Annotated in this window: 27 protein-coding genes; 24 read left to right on the plus strand and 3 right to left on the minus strand. The window is 72.0% G+C overall.

Annotated elements, in window-relative coordinates:
* Positions 1-84 precede the first annotated feature (84 nt).
* On the minus strand, positions 85-900 hold the full coding sequence (locus tag KLO01_RS09410; protein WP_147064432.1) for a DUF3109 family protein: 816 nt from the start codon (positions 898-900) through the stop codon (positions 85-87).
* Positions 901-941: 41 nt separating this feature from the next.
* Between KLO01_RS09410 and KLO01_RS09415 the strand changes: the two genes are divergently transcribed.
* The 9 genes from KLO01_RS09415 to KLO01_RS09455 all read left to right on the plus strand — a co-directional run bounded on the left by KLO01_RS09415 (position 942) and on the right by KLO01_RS09455 (position 8,112).
* Positions 942-1,868: a Ppx/GppA family phosphatase gene (locus tag KLO01_RS09415; RefSeq protein WP_147064433.1), complete on the plus strand. Its 927-nt coding sequence runs from the start codon at positions 942-944 to the stop codon at positions 1,866-1,868.
* Entirely contained in the window at positions 1,868-2,695 is an 828-nt protein-coding gene (locus tag KLO01_RS09420) for a sugar phosphate isomerase/epimerase family protein (RefSeq protein ID WP_147064434.1), read from the plus strand. The genes KLO01_RS09415 and KLO01_RS09420 overlap by 1 nt, the downstream gene beginning before the upstream one ends.
* On the plus strand, positions 2,692-3,309 hold the full coding sequence (locus KLO01_RS09425; protein WP_147064435.1) for a TetR/AcrR family transcriptional regulator: 618 nt from the start codon (positions 2,692-2,694) through the stop codon (positions 3,307-3,309). The genes KLO01_RS09420 and KLO01_RS09425 overlap by 4 nt, the downstream gene beginning before the upstream one ends.
* A gap of 184 nt (positions 3,310-3,493) precedes the next feature.
* On the plus strand, positions 3,494-4,297 hold the full coding sequence (locus KLO01_RS09430; protein ID WP_371860266.1) for an ABC transporter ATP-binding protein: 804 nt from the start codon (positions 3,494-3,496) through the stop codon (positions 4,295-4,297).
* The gene (locus KLO01_RS09435) at positions 4,294-5,028 is read left to right on the plus strand and encodes an ABC transporter permease (protein WP_147064438.1); all 735 of its coding nucleotides are present in this window, start codon (positions 4,294-4,296) and stop codon (positions 5,026-5,028) included. The genes KLO01_RS09430 and KLO01_RS09435 overlap by 4 nt, the downstream gene beginning before the upstream one ends.
* A gap of 92 nt (positions 5,029-5,120) precedes the next feature.
* Positions 5,121-6,071 carry a proline dehydrogenase family protein gene (locus KLO01_RS09440; protein ID WP_222611963.1) on the plus strand — a complete coding sequence of 317 codons (951 nt, stop codon included), beginning with the start codon at positions 5,121-5,123 and terminating at the stop codon, positions 6,069-6,071.
* Between the two features lie 187 nt (positions 6,072-6,258).
* On the plus strand, positions 6,259-7,059 hold the full coding sequence (gene proC, locus KLO01_RS09445; protein WP_147064440.1) for a pyrroline-5-carboxylate reductase: 801 nt from the start codon (positions 6,259-6,261) through the stop codon (positions 7,057-7,059).
* Positions 7,052-7,594: a GNAT family N-acetyltransferase gene (locus KLO01_RS09450; RefSeq protein WP_147064442.1), complete on the plus strand. Its 543-nt coding sequence runs from the start codon at positions 7,052-7,054 to the stop codon at positions 7,592-7,594. The genes proC and KLO01_RS09450 overlap by 8 nt, the downstream gene beginning before the upstream one ends.
* Complete coding sequence (locus KLO01_RS09455; protein WP_147064443.1) at positions 7,591-8,112, plus strand: GNAT family N-acetyltransferase; 522 nt, start codon at positions 7,591-7,593, stop codon at positions 8,110-8,112. The genes KLO01_RS09450 and KLO01_RS09455 overlap by 4 nt, the downstream gene beginning before the upstream one ends.
* Before the next feature lie 30 nt (positions 8,113-8,142).
* On the opposite strand, the gene KLO01_RS09460 is transcribed toward KLO01_RS09455, so the two are convergent.
* Positions 8,143-8,808 (minus strand): potassium channel family protein, encoded by a 666-nt coding sequence (locus KLO01_RS09460; RefSeq protein ID WP_147064445.1) that lies wholly within the window; start codon positions 8,806-8,808, stop codon positions 8,143-8,145.
* Positions 8,809-8,913: 105 nt separating this feature from the next.
* Between KLO01_RS09460 and KLO01_RS09465 the strand changes: the two genes are divergently transcribed.
* The 11 genes from KLO01_RS09465 to hemB all read left to right on the plus strand — a co-directional run bounded on the left by KLO01_RS09465 (position 8,914) and on the right by hemB (position 19,614).
* Positions 8,914-10,104, plus strand: a complete 1,191-nt coding sequence (locus tag KLO01_RS09465; RefSeq protein ID WP_147064448.1) for an acetoin utilization protein AcuC — start codon at positions 8,914-8,916, stop codon at positions 10,102-10,104.
* 167 nt (positions 10,105-10,271) lie between these two features.
* Positions 10,272-10,469, plus strand: a complete 198-nt coding sequence (locus KLO01_RS09470) for a helix-turn-helix domain-containing protein (RefSeq protein ID WP_035913729.1) — start codon at positions 10,272-10,274, stop codon at positions 10,467-10,469.
* Between the two features lie 188 nt (positions 10,470-10,657).
* On the plus strand, positions 10,658-10,756 hold the full coding sequence (locus KLO01_RS09475; RefSeq protein ID WP_003792170.1) for a 30S ribosomal protein bS22: 99 nt from the start codon (positions 10,658-10,660) through the stop codon (positions 10,754-10,756).
* Positions 10,757-10,987: 231 nt separating this feature from the next.
* Entirely contained in the window at positions 10,988-12,013 is a 1,026-nt protein-coding gene (locus tag KLO01_RS09480) for an NAD-dependent epimerase/dehydratase family protein (protein WP_246136134.1), read from the plus strand.
* A complete protein-coding gene (locus tag KLO01_RS09485; RefSeq protein WP_246136135.1) occupies positions 12,013-13,551 on the plus strand; it encodes a lysophospholipid acyltransferase family protein in 1,539 nt (512 codons plus the stop codon). The genes KLO01_RS09480 and KLO01_RS09485 overlap by 1 nt, the downstream gene beginning before the upstream one ends.
* Positions 13,552-13,565: 14 nt before the next feature.
* Entirely contained in the window at positions 13,566-13,844 is a 279-nt protein-coding gene (locus tag KLO01_RS09490) for a glutaredoxin family protein (protein ID WP_147064450.1), read from the plus strand.
* Positions 13,845-14,019: 175 nt separating this feature from the next.
* Positions 14,020-14,721, plus strand: a complete 702-nt coding sequence (locus KLO01_RS09495) for a redox-sensing transcriptional repressor Rex (protein ID WP_147064452.1) — start codon at positions 14,020-14,022, stop codon at positions 14,719-14,721.
* Complete coding sequence (locus KLO01_RS09500; RefSeq protein WP_147064454.1) at positions 14,718-16,043, plus strand: glutamyl-tRNA reductase; 1,326 nt, start codon at positions 14,718-14,720, stop codon at positions 16,041-16,043. The genes KLO01_RS09495 and KLO01_RS09500 overlap by 4 nt, the downstream gene beginning before the upstream one ends.
* Positions 16,040-16,993: a hydroxymethylbilane synthase gene (gene hemC, locus KLO01_RS09505; protein WP_147064456.1), complete on the plus strand. Its 954-nt coding sequence runs from the start codon at positions 16,040-16,042 to the stop codon at positions 16,991-16,993. The genes KLO01_RS09500 and hemC overlap by 4 nt, the downstream gene beginning before the upstream one ends.
* A 3-nt stretch (positions 16,994-16,996) precedes the next feature.
* Positions 16,997-18,622, plus strand: coding sequence for a bifunctional uroporphyrinogen-III C-methyltransferase/uroporphyrinogen-III synthase (locus KLO01_RS09510; RefSeq protein ID WP_147064458.1), 1,626 nt, complete (start codon positions 16,997-16,999; stop codon positions 18,620-18,622).
* The gene (gene hemB, locus KLO01_RS09515) at positions 18,619-19,614 is read left to right on the plus strand and encodes a porphobilinogen synthase (protein WP_246136136.1); all 996 of its coding nucleotides are present in this window, start codon (positions 18,619-18,621) and stop codon (positions 19,612-19,614) included. The genes KLO01_RS09510 and hemB overlap by 4 nt, the downstream gene beginning before the upstream one ends.
* A gap of 82 nt (positions 19,615-19,696) precedes the next feature.
* Here hemB and KLO01_RS09520 read toward each other — a convergent pair whose 3' ends face one another.
* Positions 19,697-20,239, minus strand: coding sequence for a YceI family protein (locus KLO01_RS09520; RefSeq protein WP_147064460.1), 543 nt, complete (start codon positions 20,237-20,239; stop codon positions 19,697-19,699).
* 166 nt (positions 20,240-20,405) lie between these two features.
* Here KLO01_RS09520 and KLO01_RS09525 point away from each other — a divergent pair, with 166 nt between their 5' ends.
* From KLO01_RS09525 to KLO01_RS09540, 4 genes are read left to right on the plus strand one after another with little or no spacing between them, the layout of a single operon-like run.
* Positions 20,406-20,900: a MarR family winged helix-turn-helix transcriptional regulator gene (locus tag KLO01_RS09525; protein ID WP_147064462.1), complete on the plus strand. Its 495-nt coding sequence runs from the start codon at positions 20,406-20,408 to the stop codon at positions 20,898-20,900.
* Positions 20,901-20,915: 15 nt separating this feature from the next.
* Complete coding sequence (gene hemL, locus KLO01_RS09530; protein WP_147064464.1) at positions 20,916-22,250, plus strand: glutamate-1-semialdehyde 2,1-aminomutase; 1,335 nt, start codon at positions 20,916-20,918, stop codon at positions 22,248-22,250.
* A 35-nt stretch (positions 22,251-22,285) separates the two neighbouring features.
* Entirely contained in the window at positions 22,286-22,954 is a 669-nt protein-coding gene (locus tag KLO01_RS09535; RefSeq protein WP_147064466.1) for a histidine phosphatase family protein, read from the plus strand.
* On the plus strand, positions 22,951-23,577 hold the full coding sequence (locus KLO01_RS09540; RefSeq protein ID WP_147064468.1) for a TlpA family protein disulfide reductase: 627 nt from the start codon (positions 22,951-22,953) through the stop codon (positions 23,575-23,577). The genes KLO01_RS09535 and KLO01_RS09540 overlap by 4 nt, the downstream gene beginning before the upstream one ends.

Raw genomic sequence — 23,577 nt, forward strand, 5'->3', positions numbered from 1 at the left:
TTCCTCCCCTCCGTCACGTGCCGAGCCGGTGACGGAGGGGAGGAATTGGTGAGTTGATCACGGACGGGGCGCGTAGGACGGAGCTCAGTGACCCTTGCGGAGCGTCGGGTGGTCGGCCTCGATGGTCGCCGGGTGGACGAAGAGGGGCAGCAGCCGGCGCGACGCCGGGGTGCGCAGCGCCTTGACGGCCGCGAGGTGGGCCTCGCAGCGCAGCACCAGCTCGTCGTAGGCCTCCTGGCCCATGAGCTCGACCAGCTCGGCGCGGTTGCTCCGGTAGACCGGTTCGGCGCCGACGTGGGCGTCGGGGTTGCCCGAGCAGTACCAGTCGAGGTCGTGCCCACCCGGACCCCAGCCACGTCGGTCGTACTCGCCGATCGACACCTCGAGGTGGCTCGTGTCGTCGGGGTGCTCGACGGTGCGGAAGGTGCGGCGGATCGGCAGCTGCCAGCAGACGTCGGGCTTCTGCGTGTGCGGCGGCTGGCCGGTGAGGACCGCGTGCTGGTGCAGCGCGCACCCGGCGCCGGCGGGGAATCCGGGCCGGTTGAGGAAGATGCAGGCGCCGTCGACGACCTTGGTCTTGCGGGCGTCGTCCTCGAGCTCGGTCCAGTGGGACACCTTGGCCGGGTTCTTCTTCTCCGGGCGCAGCTGCCACTCGTCCTCACCGAGCTGCTCGACGACGGCGGCCACGCGAGCCAGGTCGTCGTCGTCGGAGAAGTGCGCGCCGAGGGTGCAGCACCCGTCGTCGGGGCGCCCGGCATAGATCCCCTCGCACCCCGACCCGAAGATGCAGGTCCAGCGCGAGGTCAGCCACGTGAGGTCGCACCGGAAGCGCTGCCCGGCGTCGGCGGGGTCGGGGAACTCGACCCACGTGCGGGGGATGTCCAACGGGGTCTCGGCCACCGGTTCACCCTATGTCGCCACCCGCCGACTACCGTGGACCCATGCGGCTCGGGGTCATCGACGTGGGATCCAACACCGTGCACCTCCTCGTCGTCGACGCCCACGTCGGCGCCCAGCCGATCCCGGCCAGCTCCCACAAGCGCGAGCTCCGGCTGTCCGAGCACGTCACCGACGACGGCGCGATCGACGACGCGGGCTGCGAGCAGCTCGCCGAGTTCGTGGCCGAGTGCCTCACCGTCGCCGAGGACCAGGGCGTCGAGGACCTCATGGGCTTCGTCACCAGCGCGATCCGCGAGGCCCCCAACGGCGACGACGTCCTCGCTGCCGTCAAGGAGCGCACCGGTGTCGTGCTCGAGGTGCTCTCGGGCGAGGACGAGGCGCGGCTGACCTTCCTCGCCGCCCGTCGTTGGTTCGGCTGGTCGGCCGGCACCCTCCTCGTCGCGGACATCGGCGGCGGCTCGCTCGAGATCGCCCAGGGCATGGACGAGGACCCCGACATCTCGATCTCGCTGCCGCTCGGCGCCGGCCGGGTCACGCGCGACCACCTCGCCGGCGACCCGCCGGGTGAGGCCGCGGTCCGGGCTGCGCGCAAGCACGTGCGGGCGACGATCGCGCGAGAGCTCCGCCCGCTCGCCAAGGCCGGTGCGCCGGACCGGGTCGTCGGCACCTCCAAGACGATGCGGTCCCTCGCCCGGATCACGGGGGCCGCCCCCAGCAGCGAAGGCATGTATGCCGTACGCCACCTCGAGCGCGACGCTCTCGACGCGATCCTGCCCCGGATCGCGAGCATGACTGCGGCGCAGCGCAGCTCGCTGCCCGGTGTCTCGTCGTCACGTGCCCAGCAGCTGCTCGCCGGCGGCCTCGTCGCCTCAGCCACGATGGACCTGCTCGGCGTCGACCGGCTCGAGCTCTGCCCCTGGGCCCTGCGCGAGGGCATCATCCTGCGCAGGCTCGACGGAATGCACTGATGGCCGCCGGTGACGCCGTCCTGATCCCGGACATCCCCGTGGCGCTCTCCACGGCGTCGGTCTACCCGGAGAACTGCGCCGCGGCCTTCCAGTACGCCGCACGGCTCGGCTACGACGCCGTCGAGGTCATGGTGTGGACCGACCCGGTGACCCAGGAGGCCGGTGCGCTGCAAGCGCTGGCCGAGCTGCACGGCATACGGATCGTCTCGGTCCACGCACCGACCCTGCTCATCAGCCAGCGGATCTACGGCGTCGAGCCGTGGGGCAAGATCGACCGCTCGCTCGAGCTGGCGCACGACCTGGGCGCCGAGACGGTCGTGCTGCACCCGCCCTTCCGCTGGCAGAAGGACTATGCGCGCGACTTCGCCGACGGCATCGCCACCCGCGAGCACGAGTGGGGCATCACGCTCGCCGTCGAGAACATGTACCCGTGGCGGGTGCGTGGCCGCGAGATCGAGGCCTACCTGCCGCACTGGGACCCGGTGCCCCAGCCCTACGACCACGTGACGCTAGACCTGTCGCACACGGCGACCGCGGGCTCGGACGCGATGGCGATGGTGGCGGCGCTCGGCCCGCGCCTCACGCACCTCCACCTCGCGGACGGGCTCGGGTCGATGCGCGACGAGCACCTCGTCCCCGGGCACGGTTCGCAGCCGTGCGCCGAGGTGCTGGACACGTTGGTGCACAACGGATATGCGGGCTCGGTCGTCGTCGAGATCTCGACGCGGCGCCTCACCGCCGAGCAGCGCGAGATGGCGCTCACCGAGTCGCTCGCGTTCTGCCGGCTGCACCTCGCCGGCGCGCTCGAGACGGGGGAGGGCACGTGAGCCCTCGGGGGCGCCGGCCCGGTGGCGAGGACACCCGCGCGGCGATCGTCACCGCGGCCCGGACCGAGTTCGCGCAGCGCGGCTACGACGGCACCTCGCTGCGCGGCGTCGCCCGCGAGGCCGGGGTCGACCCCAAGCTCGTGCACCACTACTTCGACGGCAAGTCCGAGCTCTTCGTCGAGGTCATGGCCTTCCCCGCCAACCCTGCGGTCCTCGTCGAGCAGATCGCGGCGGCGCCACGAGACGCCTTGGGCGAGACGCTCGCCCGCGTGTTCCTCGCGGTCTGGGACGGACCCGAGGGTCGTGAGCGCTTCGCGGCGATGTTCGCGGCCGCCGCGGCCCACGAGGAGCACGCCCGGATGGTGCGTGAGTTCGTCGGGCGCGAGGTCCTGCACCGGGTCGTCGAGTCGATGCACGCCGACCCCGACGTCGGTCCGCGGCAGAAGGAGGCGCTCGAGGTGCGGGTCGCGCTCGGGGCGGCCCAGCTCATCGGGATGGGCCTGCTCCGCTACGTCGTCAAGGTCCCCGCGGTGGCCGACGCCAGCGTCGATGAGCTCGTCGCGATCCTCGGGCCGACCCTCCAGCACCACCTCGTCCCGCCATCACCCCACTGATTGCCCCTGGGCGCGCACGGTGGGGCAATCAGTCGCGTCGCATCCGCAACTGATTGCCCCTCGCCGCGCACTTTGGGGCAATCAGTCGCGTCGCATCCGCAACTGATTGCCCCTCGCCGCGCACTGTGGGGCAATCAGTGGGGCCTTGCGCGCGACCCGTCGTCGGGTCTAAATTCATCATATGATGAAAAGCCAGCAGGAGGGGGCCGCGACGGACGCGATCGTCGTCGAGCACCTCGTCGTGCGGCGTGGGGGTCGGGACGTCCTGCCCGACCTCAGAGTCACGGTCCCCGCCGGGCAGGTCGTCGGGCTGCTCGGGCCGAGCGGTGGCGGCAAGTCCACGCTGATGCGCGCGATCGTCGGCGTCCAGCAGGTCGAGAGCGGCACGGTGACCGTGCTGGACCTGCCAGCGGGACACCCGGACCTGCGCCACCGCGTCGGCTACGTCACCCAGTCGCCGAGCATCTACGCCGACCTGTCGGTGCGTCACAATCTCACCTACTTCGCCCAGGTCCTCGGCGCACCCAGGGACGCGGTCGACAGGGCCATCGACGCCGTCGACCTCGCCAGCCACGCCGATGCCACGGTCGCCACCCTCTCCGGCGGCCAGCGCTCGCGCGCCTCGCTCGCGGCGGCCCTCGTGGGGGACCCCGAGGTCCTCGTCCTCGACGAGCCCACCGTCGGCCTCGACCCCGTGCTGCGCCGCGACCTGTGGAGCCTCTTCCGCCGGCTCGCGCACGACGAGGGCCGCACGCTCCTCGTCTCGAGCCACGTCATGGACGAGGCCACCCGCTGCGACCGCCTGCTCCTGCTGCGCGAGGGCGAGATCCTCAGCGACTCCACTCTCCCCGAACTCCTCGAGCGCACCGGGGCTCCCGATGCCGAGCAGGCCTTCCTGCACCTCGTCGACCGCGCCGCGGCCGGCGCACCGACGAGCGCACCGACGAGCCCATCGACGAGCGCACCGACGACGGGGGACCGGTCGTGAACCCGCGCATCACCCTGGCCACCGCCGCGCGCATCCTGCGCCAGCTGCGGGCCGACCACCGGACGATCGCGATGATGCTCGTCGTGCCCTGCGTCCTGCTCGGGCTGCTCGCGTGGATCTTCGACGGGACACCGGTCTTCGACCGCATCGGCGCCGCCCTGCTCGGCGTCTTCCCGTTCGTCGTGATGTTCATCGTCACGAGCGTGGCGACGCTGCGCGAACGCACCTCGGGCACGCTCGAGCGACTCCTCACCACACCGCTCGGCAAGGGCGACTTCATGCTCGGCTACGCCCTGGCCTTCGGGCTCATGGCGGTCATCCAGGCGCTCGTGGCCACGGGGTTCGCCGTGTGGGTCTGCGACCTCGACGTCGCCGGACCGACCTGGCTGCTCGTCGTCATCGCCGTCTGCGACGCCCTGCTCGGCACCGCCCTCGGCCTGCTCGTGAGCGGCTTCGCGTCGACCGAGTTCCAGGCGGTCCAGTTCATGCCGGCGCTCGTCCTCCCGCAGTTCCTCCTCTGCGGCCTCCTCGTACCCCGCGACGCCCTGCCGTCGATCCTCTCGACGGTCTCGGACTACCTCCCCCTCTCGTATGCCGTGGACGCGATGCGCACGATCGCCTCGGTCCCGGAGCCGCTGGGTGACGTCACCTCGGACATCGGCGTCATCGTCGGGGCCATCGCCCTCGCTCTGGCGCTCGGCAGCCTCACGCTGCGCCGGCGCACTCCCTGAGCGGGCAGGTCGGGTGCGGGTCCCACGCTGCCTGCGGGCCGGCATACCGGCTGGGTTCTGGACCGGCCACGGGAGCAGTTAGCCTGACGACCGTGGATGCCTCCGACCTGCTCCGCAGCAGCCTGCTGCACCTGTCCGACTCCTCGCTCGTGCGCACCACGATCGAGAAGGCCCCCGTGAGCCGGGCGGTCGTCCAGCGCTACGTGCCCGGCACCGACGTGCCCCACGCCGTGTCGGCCGCCGCCGAGCTGCGCGCGACCAACCGGCAGGTGACGATCGACTACCTCGGCGAGGACACCCTCGACGCCGGGCAGGCCGCGCACACCGTCGACACCTACGTCGGGCTGCTCCGCGCGCTCAGGGTCAAGGACCTGTCGCAGTTCGGCGCGGCCGAGGTCAGCGTCAAGCTCAGCGCCGTCGGTCAGGCGCTGCCGCAGGACGGCGAGAAGATCGCCCTCGACAACGCCCGCACCATCTGCGAGGCCGCCAAGGACGCCGACACGACGGTCACCCTCGACATGGAGGACCACACGACGACGGACTCGACGCTGTCGATCCTCGCCGAGCTGCGCAAGGACTTCCCCGAGACCGGTGCCGTGCTTCAGTCGTACCTGCACCGCACCGAGGCCGACTGCCGCGACCTCGCCACGGCGGGCAGCCGGGTCCGGCTCTGCAAGGGCGCCTACAAGGAGCCCGCCTCGGTCGCCTACCAGGACGCCGAGGACGTCGACCTGTCCTACGTGCGCTGCCTCAAGGTGCTCATGGCCGGCGAGGGCTATCCCATGGTCGCGAGCCACGACCCCCGCCTCATCGACATCGCCCGGGCGCTCGCGAGCCGCCACGGACGCGAGCCCGACTCCTACGAGTTCCAGATGCTCTACGGCATCCGCCCCGACGAGCAGACCCGGATCGCCGACCGCGGCCACCAGATGCGCGTCTACGTGCCGTTCGGCGAGGAGTGGTACGGCTACCTCATGCGTCGCATGGCCGAGCGCCCCGCCAACCTGCAGTTCTTTCTGCGCTCCTTGGTCTCGAAGGGCTGACGCAGCCCAACGGTCCGCTCCACACGACGCTCCTCCCGCGCAGTCTCGTCACCAAGGGCTGAGGTCGGCGCTCGACCCGACTTCGTCGCGCTCGACCCCGACTGGCAACTCGGGTCGAGTCCAGCATTATCGGGTGACCCGATAATGCTGAGGCGGGGCGCAGGGGCATGCGGCATAGTCTCGCGCCATGGGAACGGTTGCGATCTTCGGTGCGGGTGTCATGGGCGAGACGTTGCTCTCGGGGCTGTTGCGAGCGGGCCGACCGGCCGGTGAGCTCCTCATCACCGAGCGCCGGGCCGAGCGTGCCGCCGAGCTGACCGAGAAGTACGGCGTGCGCGCCGTGAGCAACGTCGAGGCGGCCACGGAGGCCGACACCCTCGTGCTCGTCGTCAAGCCCCAGGACATGGCCGCCCTGCTCGACGAGATCAGCCCGCACGTCGCCGACGGCAACCTCGTCGTCAGCCTCGCGGCCGGCATCACGACCGAGTTCCTCGAGAGTCGCCTCGCGGAGGGCCGCTCCGTCGTCCGCGTCATGCCCAACACCCCTGCCCTGGTCGACGAGGGCATGGCGGCCGTGAGCGCCGGCCGGCACTGCCTGCCCGAGCAGCTCCAGCACGCCATCGAGCTCCTCGCCGCGACCGGCAAGGTCACCGAGGTCCCCGAGAAGCAGCTCGACGCGGTCACCGCGATCTCCGGCAGCGGGCCGGCATACATCTTCTACGTCGTCGAGGCGATGATCGAGGCGGGCGTCGTCCTCGGCATGCCCCGAGCGACGGCGACCGAGCTCGTCACCCAGACCCTCTACGGCGCGGCCACCATGCTCCGCGACACCGGCCAGCACCCCACCGTCCTGCGCGAGCAGGTCACCTCGCCGGGCGGCACGACCGCCGCCGCCCTGCGTGAGCTCGACGACCACAAGGTCCGCGCCGCCTTCATCAGCGCGATGGAGGCCGCGGCCGTGCGCTCCAAGGAGCTCTCGGGTGGCTGAGGGCCCGGCGCCCAGGATCGTCCCGGTCACCTCCGACAACTGGCGCACCTACCGCGACGTCCGCCTTGCCGCCCTGCTCGACACCCCGCGTGCCTTTGCCAACACGTATGCCGTGAGCGCGGCCTACCCGGACGAGTCCTGGCTCGCGCGCCTCACCACGATGCGCATCTGGCTCGCCGAGGTCGACGACCGTCCGGTCGGCACCGTCTCGCTCTGGCACTCGCAGGACCAGCCGGACGACGCGGTCTACCTCATCGGCATGTGGGTCTCCGCCTCCGCACGCGGCACGGGAGCGAGCGACCTCCTCGTGAGGACCGCCGTGGACGCCGCCGCCGAGGCGGGATTCGCCCACGTCGACCTCGAGGTGGCGGAGGAGAACCTGCCCGCGCAGCGTCTCTACGAGCGGCACGGCTTCGTCCGCACGGGCACGACGTGGGACAACCCGCTCTACGGCGGGATCCGCGAGATCGGGTACTCGGTCAGGGTGGACCCGGGTTGCCGCCCTCGCGTGGCGTCGGGGACAGTGGACGCATGAGCGAGATCACCGTGCGCCCGCTGGGCGAAGAGGACTGGCAGCAGTACCGCGACACCCGGCTGACCGCGCTCCGCGAGTCACCCGAGGCCTTCGCGGCGACGGTGGACGAGGAACAGGCCTTCGACGAGGACTTCTGGCGGCTGCGGATGACCCGCTCGACCCGGCTCCTCGCCGAACGTGACGGCAGCCCGCTCGGCATCGTGAGCCTGGGTCGCTCCGACGAGCGTCCGCAGACCTCGGAGCTCTTCGGGCTGTGGGTCTCGCCCGACGCCCGCGGCAGCGGGGTGGCCACCGAGCTCGTCCGCGCCGGCGCCAACCTGGCCCGGCAGCAGGGACAGACGCAGCTCGCCTACTGGGTCGGCAGCGACAACGGCCGCGCCGTCGCGTTCGCCAGCGGCTTCGGGTTCCGGCCCACCGCCGACCGTCGCCCGATGCGCGTCCAGGGTGACGACGAGGACGAGGTGGCCATGGTCCTCGCCCTCGGCGGCGACCGCGGGTCGGCTCCCGTCGAGTTCTGAGCCCGTCGCCTCCGAGAGCTCCCGCCCGGCCTACGGGCGGGAGCTGAGGCGTTCGAGGAGCTCGGTGGGGCCGCTGACGATGATCGTGTCGTGCGCGGAGACCTTGGTGGAGGGGACGGCGTAGGTGAAGTCGGCGCCGGGCGACTTCACGCCGACGACGGTGACGCCGTACTTGCTGCGGATGGCGCTCTGCTCGAGCGTGAAGCCGATGGCCTCGGTCGGCGGACGCATCTTGACGATCGCGAAGCCGTCGTCGAACTCGATGTAGTCCTGGAGCTTGCCGCCGACGAGGTGCGCGACGCGGCGGCCCGTGTCGGCCTCGGGCCGGACGATGTGCTGGACGCCGATCCGGTCGAGGATGCGGGCGTGCTCGGGCGACATCGCCTTGGCCCAGATGTCGGGGATGCCCGCGTCGACGAGGTTGGCCGACGAGAGGACCGACGCCTCGATCGAGGAGCCGACCCCCACGACGGCGATCTGGTAGCGCGACGCCTTCGCGTCGCGGATGACCTCGGCGTCGCTGGCGTCGCCGTGGATCACCGAGCTGAGCCGTCCGAGGAACTTCTCCGCGAGGAAGCCGTCCTTCTCGATGGCGACGACGCGGTGGCCGAGGCGGCGCAGCTCCAAGGCGGCCGCCCCACCGAAGCGACCGAGCCCGACGACGAGGACGTCGAGATCGCTGTTCTTGCCTCCCACGGCTTCCTCCTGGTGACGGGCCGGCCGTGACGGCAGGTCCACGATGACGGGCGCAACGGGACGAGGCTAACGCCAGCGGGCCCCCCTGCGGGTAGCGTGCCCGACATGGCTCACCGCACGCGCCTGGTCTGGGACGACGGCTTCACGGCATACAACTTCGGTCCGAGCCACCCGATGGCTCCCGTGCGCCTCGACCTCACGACGCGTCTCGCGCGCTCGCTGGGAGTCCTCGACAAGGTCGAGGTCGTCTGTCCGGGCGTCGCGAGCGACGAGCTGCTGTCCTCGGTCCACGACCCCGGCTACGTCGCCGCCGTCCGGGCCGCGTCCGCCGACCCGGCCGCGGCCGAGCCCCGGCGCGGGCTCGGCACCGAGGACGACCCGGCGTTCCTCGGGATGCACGAGGCGAGCGCCCGCATCGTCCAGGGCACGGTCGACCTCTGCGACGCCGTGTGGCGCGGCGAGATCGACCACGGCGTCAACTACTGCGGCGGGATGCACCACGCCATGGCCACCCACGCCGCCGGCTTCTGCATCTACAACGACGCCGCGGTCGGCATCCAGCACCTGCTCGACAGTGGCGCCGAGCGCGTCGCCTACGTCGACATCGACGTGCACCACGGTGATGGCGTCGAGCGCATCTTCTGGAACGACCCCCGCGTGCTCACCGTGTCGGTGCACGAGTCGGGTCGCGCGCTCTTCCCCGGCACGGGCTACCCCGGCGACATCGGCGGACCGGACGCGCGGGGGAGCGCTGCCAACGTCGCCCTGCCGCCGGGCACGGGCGACTCCGAGTGGCTGCGCGCGATCGAGTCGGTCGTGCCCCACCTCGTCGAGGCCTTCGACCCCGACGTCCTCGTGACCCAGCACGGCTGCGACACCCACAGCCAGGACCCCCTCGCGCACCTCACCGTGTCGGTGGACGCGCAGCGCCGGGCCCACGAGTGCCTCCACCGGCTCGCCCACGACGTCGCGGACGGTCGGTGGGTGGCTCTCGGCGGCGGGGGCTACGAGCTCGTCGACGTCGTGCCGCGCTCGTGGACCCACCTCGCCGCGATCGCCGCCCACGCACCCGTCCCCGCCGAGACCGAGGTCCCGCAGGACTGGCGCGACCACGTCCTCGAGATCAGCGGCCGCGAGGGCCCCGCGACCATGGGCGACCTCAGGCCCGAGGACCTGCCCATCTGGGTGCGGTCGTGGGGGATGGGGCACAACCCCGACCGCCCCGTCGACGCCGCGATCCTCGCCACGCGTCAAGCCGTGTTCCCGCTCCACGGGCTCGACCCGTGGTTTGACTAGTGGAGGAAATCTCCCCACTGCGCCGCGTGTCGGCTGGACTTGTCAAAGATTCCGCTCCAACCGCTTCCCCAATGGTCACATCAGCCCCTATGGTTGCTTCTTGCACGCCCGTAGATGACCGCCGGTGGGGAAGCCGGCGATGCGGGTGTGCAGAAGTTGAGGTGGCCATGTCCCAGGAACGTCTTGCCGAGGTGCGGTTTCTCACCGTCGCCGAGGTCGCCTCGATCATGCGCGTGTCGAAGATGACCGTCTACCGCATGGTCCACGGAGGTGAGCTCCCCGCCGTTCGTGTCGGTCGGTCCTTCCGGGTTCCCGAGGACGAGGTGCAGAAGTACCTCCGGGAGTCCTACATGGGCACCGCCTGAGCGCGTCGAGCTCCATGCCGAAGGCCGGACCGACATGGTCCGGCCTTCGGCGTTCCCGCCCCCGTTTGGGCGCGCGGCCACGCGCCGGTAGGGTTGCCCCCTGACACACGCGCGCCGGTCGGCCGCGCAGGCCGACCAGCAGCTGCTGGTCCACCGTCGTTCGAATTCCTCAAAAGCAAGGACTGCTCATGGGTTCAGTGATCAAGAAGCGTCGCAAGCGCATGGCGAAGAAGAAGCACCGCAAGCTGCTTCGCAAGACTCGCCACCAGCGTCGCAACAAGAAGTGACGCGTCCCTGACGCGACCGGACGACCCCCGCCCCTTCGGCGGGGGTCGTCCTGCGTTCGGACCCGGTATGCCGTCCGCCCGCCGACCGCCGTCGGCGCGCCTTCGCCGCCGGTGGCCACGGTGACCGGACTCTCGCGAACAACAGTGCCGTCGTGCGGTGACGACGAAGTAGGGTCGGGACCGACGGTGTCGACACGAGGAGAGGCGGGACCCGTGGGCCAGGTTGTACTCGTGACGGGGGTGTCCCGCTACATCGGCGGCGTCCTCGCCCGGCGGCTGGCAGCGGACCCGTCCGTCGACAAGGTCATCGGCGTCGACGTCATCCCGCCGCCGCGTGACCTCGGTGCCGCGGAGTTCGTCCGCGCCGACATCCGCAACCCGATGATCGGCAAGGTCATCGCGCAGGGCGACGTCGACACGGTCGTCCACGCCAACGTCATCGCGACACCCACCTTCGCCGGGGGACGGACCCCGCAGAAGGAGATCAACGTCATCGGCACCATGCAGCTGCTCGCTGCGTGCCAGAAGGCGTCCACCGTCAAGCGGCTCGTCGTGAAGTCCACCGCTGCGGTCTACGGCTCGACGCCGCGCGACCCGGCGATGTTCACCGAGGAGATGACGGCCAAGCGGCTGCCGTCCTCGGGCTTCGGCAAGGACTCGATCGAGGTCGAGGGCTACGTGCGCGGCTTCGCCCGCCGCCGCCCCGACGCCGAGATCCTCACACTGCGCTTCGCCAACATCATCGGCCCGCGCATCCGCACCTCGATCACCGACTACTTCAACCTGCCGGTCATCCCGATCCCCTTCGGCTACGACGCCCGCCTGCAGTTCTTCCACGAGGACGACGCCATCGCGGCCCTCGCCCGTGGCGTCACCGGCACGAGCACCGGCGTGGTCAACCTCGCCGGTGACGGCGTGCTCACCGTCATGCAGGCCGCGGCGATCGCCCGCCGGCCGTTCGTCGTCGTCCCGATGGCTGCCGCCGGCCCGCTCGGCAGCCTCGGCAAGCGGTTCGGCCTCGTCGACTTCAGCCCCGACCAGATGTCGTTCCTCGCCTACGGCCGGGGGATGGACACGACGGTGATGCGCGAGCGCTTCGGCTTCAACCCGTCGTTCTCGACCCGGGCGGCGTTCGAGGACTTCGCCCGCACGCTCTCCCCGATCGTCCCGTCGTTCGACGCGATGAGCGGCGCCGTCGGCGGCGTGGCCGGCGTCGCCCAGCAGGTACTCGGACGCGCGACCGGAGGACGGCTCTGATGGCGACCACGAAGAAGGCCGCGACCCCGAAGAAGGCTGCGGCGACGAAGACTGCGGTGACCAAGGCTGCCGCCCCGAAGAAGGCCGTCGCGAAGAAGGCGATCACGAAGAAGGCGGTCGCCACGAAGGCTGCCACGAAGACCACGACGCCCATGTCGTCGGCTCCGGGGAGAGCCGCCCGCCGCTCACCCTCGGTCGCCGCTGGTGCCGCTCGCGCCTCCGGCGAGCGCGCCCGCCGACGCTCCACGCCCCTGCTGTCGGCCTCCGCCAGCGAGGGCGTCGCCGAGCAGGCGCCGGCCCCGAAGGCCGTGTCGCAGCCGACGCCGGAACCCCAGCCCACGCCTGCTCCCGCGCCGGCAGCCTCGACTCCCGCCACCCGGCGTGCGGCTCACCGTCCCCAGCCCACGGTCCGCGCGAAGGCGTCGCCCAAGGCGACCCGGCAGGCCGGCATACGCCCGCAGAGTCCTCGTGCCAAGCGCGCGGCGGACGAGGCGGCGCGACGGCACCTGCGCGTGGCCACGGTCGCGGAGCCGCCGCCCAGGCCCACGTCGTCCAGGCCCTCGTCGGCACGTCCCGCGTCCCCGGACCCCACGGCGACCCAGACCGACATGTCGCTGCCCGTGCCCGGGATCGAGGAGCTGCTCAGCGCGTCGATCGCCGCGATGCGGATGGCGGCACAGGGTGCCGGGATCTCGCCCGAGGAGATCGAGCGCCGGATCGCCGCGACCCTGGCGTTCCTGCGCCGCCGCCTCGAGGGCGACTACTCGGTCGACGAGTTCGGCTACGACGAGCACTTCGCCGAGCACGTGATCTTCCCGATGCTCCGCCCGATCTACCGCAACTGGTTCCGGGTCGAGGTGCGTGGGCTCGAGAACATCCCCGACGAGGGTGGCGCGCTCATCGTGAGCAACCACTCGGGGACCATCGCCATCGACTCGCTCATGGTCGCCCAGGCCATCCACGACGAGCACCCGAAGCACCGCGTCATGCGCGCCCTCGGCGCCGACCTCGTCTTCCAGACCCCCGTGCTCGGGTCGTTCGCCCGTCGCGGCGGCTCGACCCTCGCGACCGGTGACGACGTCGACCGCCTCTTCGCCAAGGGCGAGCTCGTCGGTGTCTTCCCCGAGGGCTTCAAGGGTGTCGGCAAGCCGTTCAAGGAGCGCTACAAGCTCCAGCGCTTCGGCCGCGGCGGGTTCGTGTCCGCGGCGCTCAAGGCCGGCGCGCCGATCATCCCGACGTCGGTCGTCGGCGCCGAGGAGATCGCGCCGATCCTCGGCAACATGAAGACCGTCGCCCGGCTCCTCGGTCTGCCCTACGCCCCGGTGACGCCGACGTTCCCGCTGCTCGGACCGCTCGGGCTCATCCCGCTGCCGAGCAAGTGGATCATCGAGTTCGGTGCGCCGATCGAGACCGCGCCCCACGGCGCCGCGGCCGCCGACGACCCGATGCTCGTCTTCGACCTCACCGACCAGGTGCGCGAGACGATCCAGCAGACCCTCTACTCGCTGCTCATGCAGCGTCGCTCCGTCTTCTTCTGAGCAAGGACCCTCGTATGCCGTCCGCCCCCGACCCGGACCGCGCGCCGGACCCGCGCGTCACCCTCATCGGCAAGCCGGGCTGCCACCTGTGCGACGACGCGCGTGCGGTCATCACGGCGGTGACGGCCGAGCTGGGGGAGACGTTCGTCGAGCGGTCGGTGCTCGACGAGCCCGACCTCATGGCGCGCTACGCCGAGGAGATCCCGGTGACGCTCGTCGACGGCCGGCAGCACGACTTCTGGCGGGTCGACGCCGACCGTCTGCGCGCCGCCCTCGGCCGCCCCCGCGCCTGAGCCGGGAGCCCGGTCGGGTGGGCCGGGAGGACGTGCAAGCGGTTACGCAGCCCGCTTGTACCAGAGGGTCACGAGCACTCTGTCTCGGGGTCCGCTCGTGACTTTGTGCATCCCTTCACAAATGCGTACGCTGACAGGGCACCACCATCCGTGAAGAACAGGAGTCGAAGGCCTCGTGTCCGCCGACGTCGCAGCCCGCCGGGGTATCCCCGATGCATCCGTGGCGCGACTCCCGGGATACCTCCAGGCCCTCACCAACCTCGCCGAGCGGGGCATCAGCTCGGTGAGCTCCGAGGAGCTGGCGGCAGCGGCAGGGGTGAGCTCGGCCAAGCTCCGCAAGGACCTCTCCCACCTCGGCTCCTACGGCGTGCGTGGCGTCGGCTACGAGGTCGACCGCCTCGCCTACGAGATCTCCACGGCGCTGGGCCTCACCCAGGACTGGCCCGTCGCGATCGTCGGCATGGGCAACCTCGGCCGCGCGCTCGCGGCATACAGCGGGTTCTCCACGCGCGGCTTCAACGTCATCGCGCTGCTCGACCGCGACGACAGCATCGTCGGGACCGCGGTGGGCGAGCGGCGGATCCGCCCGATGGGTGACCTCGGCGCGCTCGTGCGCGACGACCGGCTCGCCATCGGTGTCATCGCGACCCCCGCCGAGTCCGCGCAGGACGTCGCCGACCGCCTCGTCGAGGCCGGCGTCCGCTCGATCCTCAACTTCGCTCCCTGCGTCCTCGACGTGCCGTCGGACGTCATGGTCCGCAAGGTCGACATGTCGACCGAGCTGCAGATCCTCGCCTTCCACGAGCAGCGCCGCACCGGCGAGCTCGACCTCACCCGGTCCGCCGCCGACGCCGACGTCGAGGAGCTGGCCCTGTGAGCCTCATCGTCCTCGGACTCTCGCACCACGGGGCGCCGATCGGCCTCCTCGAGGCCGCCGCGCTCGACCCGTCCTCGCGTGGCCGGCTCGAGTCGACCATCGTCGGCTCCGAGCACGTCGTCGAGGCCGTCGTCGTCTCCACCTGCAACCGCACCGAGGTCTATGCCGAGGGGCTGACCTTCCACGGCGCGCTCACCGACGTCTCCGAGGCGCTGGCCGCGGCGACCGGTGTGCCGCTGCCGGACCTCCAGCCCCACCTCTACGTCCACTACGAGGACCGCGGCATCGCCCACGCGTTCTCGGTCGCCGCCGGGCTCGACTCGATGGCCGTCGGCGAGGCCCAGATCCTCGGCCAGCTCCGTGAGGCGCTGACCCGCGCACAGCGTCGCGGCCACGTGGGTCCAGCGCTCAACACCCTTCTGCAGCAGGCACTTCGGGTCGGCAAGCGCGTGCACTCCGAGACCGGCATCGACGACGTGAGCCGCTCGCTCGTCGGGGTCGGGCTGGGCGTCGCCGACGACGTCATCGGACCGATCGCCGGAGCCCGCGTGCTCGTCATCGGCGCCGGCGGCATGGGTGCCCTCGCCGCGACGACCGCCAGCCAGGCCGGCGCCGCGTCGGTGACGGTGGTCAACCGTGGCCTCGCCCGCGCCGAGCGGCTCGCCGCCCGCGTCGACGGCTCGGCCCGCGCGTGGGACGAGCGCACGGCGGCTCTCGTCGACGCCGACATCGTCATCTCCAGCACGGGCGCCACAGGGGTCGTCGTGACGTCCGACGACGTCGCCGCCGCCCTCGCGGCCCGTGACGGCCGACCGCAGCTCTACGTCGACCTCGCCCTGCCGCACGACGTCGACCTCTCCGTCGCCGACCTCGAGGGTGCGACCCGCATCGGTCTGGCCGAGCTCGGTGACGCGCTCAGCCACGCCGGGGACGTCCCGCAGGTCCGCGAGGCCCGCGACATCGTCACCGGCGAGGTCGCGGCGTTCCTCACCGAGCGGTCCGGCGAGGCCGTCGCCCCGACCGTCGCCGCACTGCGCTCGCGCGCCCAGTCCGTCGTCGACGACGAGATGGCGCGCCTCGAGCGGCGCACACCCGACCTCGGTGACGCGCACCGGGCCGAGGTCCAGCGCACCGTGCACCGCATCGTCGAGAAGCTCCTCCACGCGCCGACCGTGCGCGTCAAGGAGATGGCGCAGGCCGGTCAGGGTGGCAGCTACGCCAAGGCCCTGAGCGAGCTGTTCGACCTCGACCCCCGCGAGGTGTCGGTCGTGTCGACGCCGCCGGTCATCCCCGTGACCGACGACGAGGAGGTCGGCCGATGACGCTGCGCCTCGGCACCCGCCGCTCGACGCTGGCGACCACGCAGTCCACGTGGGTCGCCGACCGCCTGCGCGACCTCGGGCACGAGGTCGAGCTCGTCGAGATCACGACCGAGGGCGACCGCGACCGCACCACCCCGCTCGCGTCGATGGGTGGCACCGGCGTCTTCGTCTCCGCGCTGCGCGAGGCGCTGCGCGAGGGGACTGTCGACCTCGCCGTGCACTCCCTCAAGGACCTGCCGACCACTCCCGAGGCCGACCTCGTCGTCGCCGCGATCCCGACGCGCGAGGACCCGCGCGACGCCCTCGTGGCGCGTGACGGCCTCACCCTCGGTGAGCTCCCCGCGGGCTCCACCGTCGGCACGGGCTCGCCCCGGCGACGGGCCCAGCTCGAGGCCCTGGGGCTCGGGCTCGAGCTCCGCGAGCTGCGCGGCAACGTCGGCACCCGCCTCGGCAAGGTGGCCGACGGCGAGCTCGACGCCGTCGTCCTGGCGCACGCGGGCCTGCGCCGCATCGGCCGCGCCGACGTCGTCACCGAGGTCCTCGACCCCATCCAGATGCTGCCGGCCCCGGGCCAGGGTGCCCTCGCCGTCGAGGTCCGGGCCGACGACACCGCCACCCGCGACGCCGTGGCCGCCCTCGACGACGCCGACACCCGCGCCTGCGTCGTCGCCGAGCGCGCCGTCCTCGCCGAGCTCGAGGCCGGCTGCTCCGCACCCATCGGCGCCCTGGCCGAGATCGTCCTCGGCGACGAGGGTGACGAGCTCTCGCTGCGCGCCGTCGTCGCCAACATCGACGGTGAGGGCGACGTGCGCCGCTCCGCCGCCGGCTCCCCGGCCGACGCCGACGCCGTCGGGCGCCGCCTCGCCCGGCTCCTGCTCGAGGACGGCGCTGCCGACCTCGCCCCCCTGACCTCCAGCCCCACCGTCCACACCGAACGTTCCGGAGCGTGACCAGTGAGCACCACCCGCTCGAATCGACCCACCACCCCTCCCCGCACCCCCGCGCGCGTCGCCTTCGTCGGCGCCGGGCCGGGTGACGCCGGGCTGATGACGGTGCGCGCCCTCGAGTACCTCGCGGAGGCGGACGCCGTCGTCATCGACCAGGTCGCGCGGGAGCAGGTCGTCGAACGTCACGCCCGCGCCGAGGTCGAGATCGTCGACGCCGGTCACGGTGAGCACGGCCAGCCGCTGACCCACGCCTCCCGCGCCAAGCTCGTCGTCAAGGCGGCCAAGGCCCACCCGCGTGGCCTCGTCGTCCGGCTCATGGACGGCGACCCGGCGACGTTCAACGGCCTCGCCGAGGAGGCCGCCGCCTGCGTCAAGGCCGGCGTCCCGTTCGAGGTCGTCCCCGGCGTGAGCTCGGTGACCGCCGTCCCGACCTACGCCGGTGTGCCGCTGACGACGTCGAGCTCGCGCGGCATCCACGTCATCACCGCGGGACAGAAGATCAAGGACGTCGCGCTCGCGACCGACCCGTCGGTCACCGTCGTCGTCCTCGGCCAGCCCGACACCCTCGTCCCCACCCTCGAGGCACTGCGTGACGCCGGCCGCTCGGCGCAGACGCCCGTGGCCGTCACCGAGCGCGGCACCACCGTGCAGCAGGCGACCGTGACGACCACGTTGGGCGAGGTCGCCAAGGCCGCGAAGTCGATGCAGTTCCCGGCCCTCGCCGTCGTCGGCGACACCGTCGCGCTGCGCGAGACCCTGTCGTGGTTCGAGACCAAGCCGCTCTTCGGCTGGAACGTCCTCGTGCCCCGGACCAAGGACCAGGCCGGCACGATGATGCGCCGCCTCGAGCGCTACGGCGCCGAGGCCACGAGCGTCCCGACGATCTCCGTCGAGCCGCCCCGGACCCCGCAGCAGATCGAGCGCGCCGTCAAGGGCCTCGTCACCGGTCGCTACGAGTGGGTCGGCTTCACCTCGGTCAACGCCGTCAAGGCGATCCGCGAGAAGTTCGAGGAGTTCGGTCTCGACGCCCGCTCGTTCGCCGGGCTCAAGGTCGCCGCCGTCGGTGGCGTCACCGCCGAGGCGCTGCGCGACTGGGGCATCAACCCCGACCTCGTCCCCGAGGGCGAGCAGTCGGCCAAGGGCCTGCTCGACGAGTGGCCGCCCTTCGACGAGCTTCTCGACCCGATCAACCGCGTCTTCCTGCCCCGGGCCGACATCGCCACCGAGACCCTCGTCGCCGGGCTCCAGGACATGGGCTGGGAGGTGGACGACGTCACGGCATACCGGACGGTCCGTGCCGCCCCGCCGGCCGCCGAGATCCGCGACGCGATCAAGAGCGGCAGCTTCGACGCGGTCGTCTTCACGTCGAGCTCGACGGTGCGCAACCTCGTCGGCATCGCCGGCAAGCCGCACCCGTCGACGGTCATCGCCTGCATCGGTCCGGCGACCGCCAAGACGGCCGAGGAGTGTGGCCTGCGGGTCGACGTCCTCGCGCCGGAGCCGTCCGCCGACGAGCTCGTCGACGCCCTCGCCGACCACGGTCGGTCGCTGGCGCTGACGGCCGCCGAGGCCGGCGAGAGCGCGGTCCGCCCGAGCCAGAAGCGGCCCACCGCACGTCGTCGCGCCAAGTGACCGGCTCCGTGGCCGGCCGCTCGCCGTTCCTGCCCGTCCGCCCGCGCCGGCTGCGTCAGACGCCGGCCGTGCGGCGGCTCGTCGCCCAGACGCGGCTGCACCCGGCCGAGCTCGTCCTGCCCGTCTTCGTGCGTGAGGGCATCGACGAGCCGCAGCCCATCGAGGCCATGCCGGGCGTCGTCCAGCACACCGTCGACTCGCTCGTGGCCGAGGCCAGGCGCTGTGTCGAGGCCGGGATCGGCGGGATCATGCTCTTCGGCGTGCCCTCCGAGAAGGACGCCGTCGGCTCCGGGGCCGATGCCGAGGACGGCATCCTCAACGTCGGACTGCGCGCGGTCCGCGACGCGGTCGGCGACGACCTCGTCGTCATGGCCGACCTCTGCCTCGACGAGTTCACCGACCACGGCCACTGCGGCGTGCTTGACGAGCAGGGCCGGGTCGACAACGACGCCACCCTCGAGCGCTACGCCGCGATGGGGCTGGCCCAGGCCCGCGCCGGGGCCCACGTGCTCGGGCTGAGCGGGATGATGGACGGCCAGGTCGCCCACGTCCGCGAGGCGCTCGACGAGGCGGGCCTCACCGACACGATCATCCTCGCGTATGCCGCGAAGTACACCTCCGCGCTCTACGGCCCCTTCCGCGAGGCGGTCCAGTCCTCGCTCGTGGGGGACCGTGCGACCTACCAGCAGGACCCCGCCAACGCGACCGAGTCGCTGCGCGAGATCGAGCTCGACGTCGCCGAGGGCGCCGACATCATCATGGTCAAGCCGGCCCAGACCCACCTCGACATCATCGCGATGGCGGCCGAGGTCTCACCGGTGCCGGTCGCGGCCTATCAGATCTCCGGCGAGTACGCCCAGATCAGGGCGGCCGCCGAGCGCGGCTGGATCGACGGCGACCGGGCCGTCCTGGAGTCGCTTCTGCACATCCGCCGGGCCGGCGCGCAGATCATCCTCACCTACAGCGCCCTCGACGTCGCGGCTTCCCTCTGAACGACTGATTGCCCGTTCGGGCCACTCCCACGCACCGGTGACCCGGCGTCGGAAGGGCCCGAACGGGCAATCAGTCGTTGGCTCAGGCCTGCTTGGCGAGCTGCACGTCGATGTTGATCGTGATCTTGTCGGAGACGAGCACGCCGCCACCCTCGACGGCCGCGTTCCAGGTGAGGCCCCAGTCCTTGCGGTTGACGGTCGTGGTGGCCTCGAAGCCGGCCTTGGTGTTGCCCCACGGGTCCTGGCCGACGCCGCCGAAGTCGACGTCGAAGGTCACGGGCTTGGTGACGTCCTTGATGGTGAGGTCGCCGGTGAGGGTCTCGCCGTCGAAGGAGGTCGAGACGAAGTGCATGGTGGGGAAGGTCTCGGCGTCGAAGAAGTCGGCGCTCTTGAGGTGACCGTCACGGTCGGCGCTGCCGGTCTCGACGGAGGCGATCTGGGCGACGACGTCGACCTTGGACTGCGTGATGTCCTCGGCGACCTCGACGGTGCCCGAAACGTCGCGGAAGGTGCCGCGGACCTTGCTCACCATGAGGTGGCGGGCGACGAAGCCGACCTCGGTGTGCGAGGCGTCGATGGTCCAGGTGCCGGCGGGGATCTGCTGCGTGGTGACGGTGGTGCTCATGATCGAGAACTCCTTGGGAAGGGTGTGGGTGCTGCCTCTTTCAGGTGGTTCAACTCCACCCTATTAGTAGATATTTCAACCTTCCTCGCGACAGCCTGTGATCTGGGTCACATCGGGTCTCGCCAGTCTGCGCAGGTCAGGGCCCCGACTTCGCTAGCATTCGGGCATGTCCGCGGATGAGAGCTCCAGCACCCGCTGGCTGACCCATGAGGAGCAGCAGGCGTGGCGCGCCTACCTGCGCGCCCACCGCGAGCTCCAGGTGGCCCTCGAACGGGACCTCACGGCACACGACATCAGCCTCCCCGAGTACGAGCTCCTCTCGATGCTCTCCGAGCAGGACGGTGACCGGGCCCGCATGTCGGTGCTCGCCGACCTCGTCGTCCAGAGCCGGAGCCGTGTGACCCACACCGCCAAGCGCCTCGAGACGCGCGGCTGGGTCCGTCGCGAGCCCACCCCGGAGGACGGTCGCGGCGTCGCCCTCGCCCTCACCCCCGCCGGTCGGGAGCTCGTCGAGAGCGCGGCGCCGACACACGTGCAGTCGGTCCGCGACCACTTCATCGACCACCTCACGCACGAGCAGCTCTGCGTGCTGCGCGACGCCTTCTCGGAGGTGCGCTCCCACCTCGTGCCGGGCGCCCGGCCGGAGGACGAGATCGTCTAGGACGACAATGGGGGCATGACGTCCACCCCCGTCCCCGCCGCCACCTCCGACGCCCCCGCCTCCGCCGCGCTCCTCGAGCGCGCGACCCGCGTCATCCCCGGCGGGGTGAACTCGCCGGTGCGCGCCTTCCGCGCCGTGGGCGGCACCCCACGCTTCATCGCGTCCGCGCAGGGCCCCTGGCTCACCGACGCCGACGGCCGCCGCTACGTCGACCTGCTCTGCTCGTGGGGCCCGATGATCCTCGGGCACGCCCACCCTGACGTCCTCGACGCCGTGCGCACCGCCGCCGCCAAGGGCTTCTCGTTCGGCACCCCGAGCGAGAACGAGGTCCTCCTCGCCGAGGAGATCGTCGCCCGCATCGAGCCGCTCGAGCAGGTCCGCCTCGTCTCCTCCGGCACCGAGGCCACGATGAGCGCCGTCCGCCTGGCCCGCGGCGCCACCGGTCGCGCCGTCATCGTGAAGTTCGCCGGCTGCTACCACGGCCACGTCGACGCCCTGCTCGCCGCCGCAGGCTCCGGCGTCGCCACCCTCGCGCTGCCCGACTCCGCCGGCGTCCCCGCGGAGATGACGGCCGACACGGTCGTCCTGCCCTACAACGACGTCGCCGCGCTCGAGGCCACCTTCGCCGCCCGCGGGGGAGAGATCGCCGCGGTCATCACCGAGGCGGCCGCGGGCAACATGGGCGTCGTGCCGCCCGCCCCGGGCTTCACCGAGGCCCTGCGCCGGGTCACCCGCGAGCACGGCGCGCTCCTCATCTCGGACGAGGTCATGACCGGCTTCCGCTGCAGCAAGGCGGGGTGGTTCGGTCTCGAGGGCCCGTATGCCGCCGGCGCACCCGACCTGTTCACCTTCGGCAAGGTCATGGGCGGTGGCTTCCCGGCTGCCGCCTTCGGTGGCAGCGCCGAGCTCATGAGCCACCTCGCGCCGCTGGGCCCGGTCTACCAGGCGGGCACGCTCAGCGGGAACCCCGTCGCCACCGCGGCCGGACTCGCCACCCTCAAGGGCTGCACCGACGACCTCTACCCGCGGCTCGAGGCCACGGCCCACACCATCGCCGACGCGGCCAGCGCGGCGCTGTCCGCCGAGGGAGTGGCGCACACCGTGCAGTGGGCCGGCTCGATGTTCTCGGTCTTCTTCCGCGACTCCGCGGTCACGAACTACGACGAGGCGCGCGACCAGGACACCGCGGCATACGGGCGGTTCTTCCACTCGATGCTCGAGTCGGGAGTGCACCTGCCGCCGAGCGCCTTCGAGGCCTGGTTCGTCAGCGGTGCGCACGACGACGAGGCCATCGGCCAGGTCGTCGAGGCGCTGCCCGCGGCGGCCCGGGCGGCCGCCCACGGGGGTTGACGGAACGCTCAGGTTCGTTTGCGACAATCGGCGTCATGACCCCGCCCGCCCACGCCTCCGACGCGGTCGACCGCACGGTCGTGCACCTCGTGCGGCACGGTGAGGTCCACAACCCCGACCGGATCCTCTACGGCCGGCTGCCGGAGTTCCACCTCTCGCAGCTCGGCCGCGAGATGGCCGACCTCGTCGCCGTGCACCTCGCCGACCACGACGTCACCCAGGTGATCTCGAGCCCGCTCGAGCGCGCGCGCGAGACCGCGGCCCCCATCGCGGCGGCGCACGGTCTCGAGGTCGAGCTCGACGAGCGCGCGCTCGAGGCCGAGAACGCGTTCGAGGGGCGCGCCGTCGCCGGCGGCAAGGGCATCTTCCGCGACCCGAAGATGTGGCGTCTCATGGCCAACCCGATGCGCCCGTCGTGGGGCGAGCCCTACGTCGACCTCGCTGCGCGGATGCAGGCCGCCGTGGACTCCGCCCGCGAGCTGGCCCGCGGCCACGAGGCCGTCATCGTGTCGCACCAGGCCCCGATCTGGATGCTGCGGCTCGCGATCGAGGGCCGCCGCTTCGTCCACGACCCCCGCAAGCGCCAGTGCACGCTCGCCTCGTTCACCTCGCTGACCTACCGCGGTGACGAGCTCGAGTCGCTCGCCTACAGCGAGCCCGCCGCCGCGCTGCTGCCGATGGCCCACTCCGGAGCAGGTGCATGACCCCTCGAACCCCGCGGTATGCCGTGTCCCGCCGCCGTGCCCTCGGCGTCGCCTCCGTCGCTGCGCTCCTCGCGCTCGGCGCGTGCTCGTCGGACCCCAACTCGATCGCCGAGCAGGCCAAGAAGGGCGACCAGAAGGGCTACATCGCTGGCGACGGGACGATCGAGCAGATTCCCGTCGACCAGCGGCTCGACCCGATCACGCTCGAGGGCGAGACCCTCGACGGCCGCCAGTGGTCGAGCACCCGCGAGCGCGGCAAGCAGGTCGTCGTCGTCAACATGTGGGCGTCGTGGTGCGGCCCCTGTCTCGTCGAGATCCCGCACCTCGAGAAGGTCTGGACCGACGTCCAGGCCGCCGGCAAGCCGGTGCAGTTCATGGGGATCAACTTCCGCGAGAGCCCTGAGCGCGCTGCTGCCGCCGCCGACAAGGCGAAGATGACCTACCCCAGCCTCAGTGACGAGTCGGGCGTGCTCATCCTCGCCTTCGGCCGGCAGGCCCCGACGACGACGCCGTCCACGCTCGTGCTCGACACGCAGGGCCGGGTCGCCGCCCGGGCCAGCGGTCCGGTGTCGGAGACCACGCTGCGAGGCCTCGTCGACGACGTGCTGAAGTCCGAGTCCTGA

The organism is Knoellia locipacati, from assembly GCF_007992835.1.
Classification (GTDB): Bacteria; Actinomycetota; Actinomycetes; order Actinomycetales; family Dermatophilaceae; genus Knoellia; species Knoellia locipacati.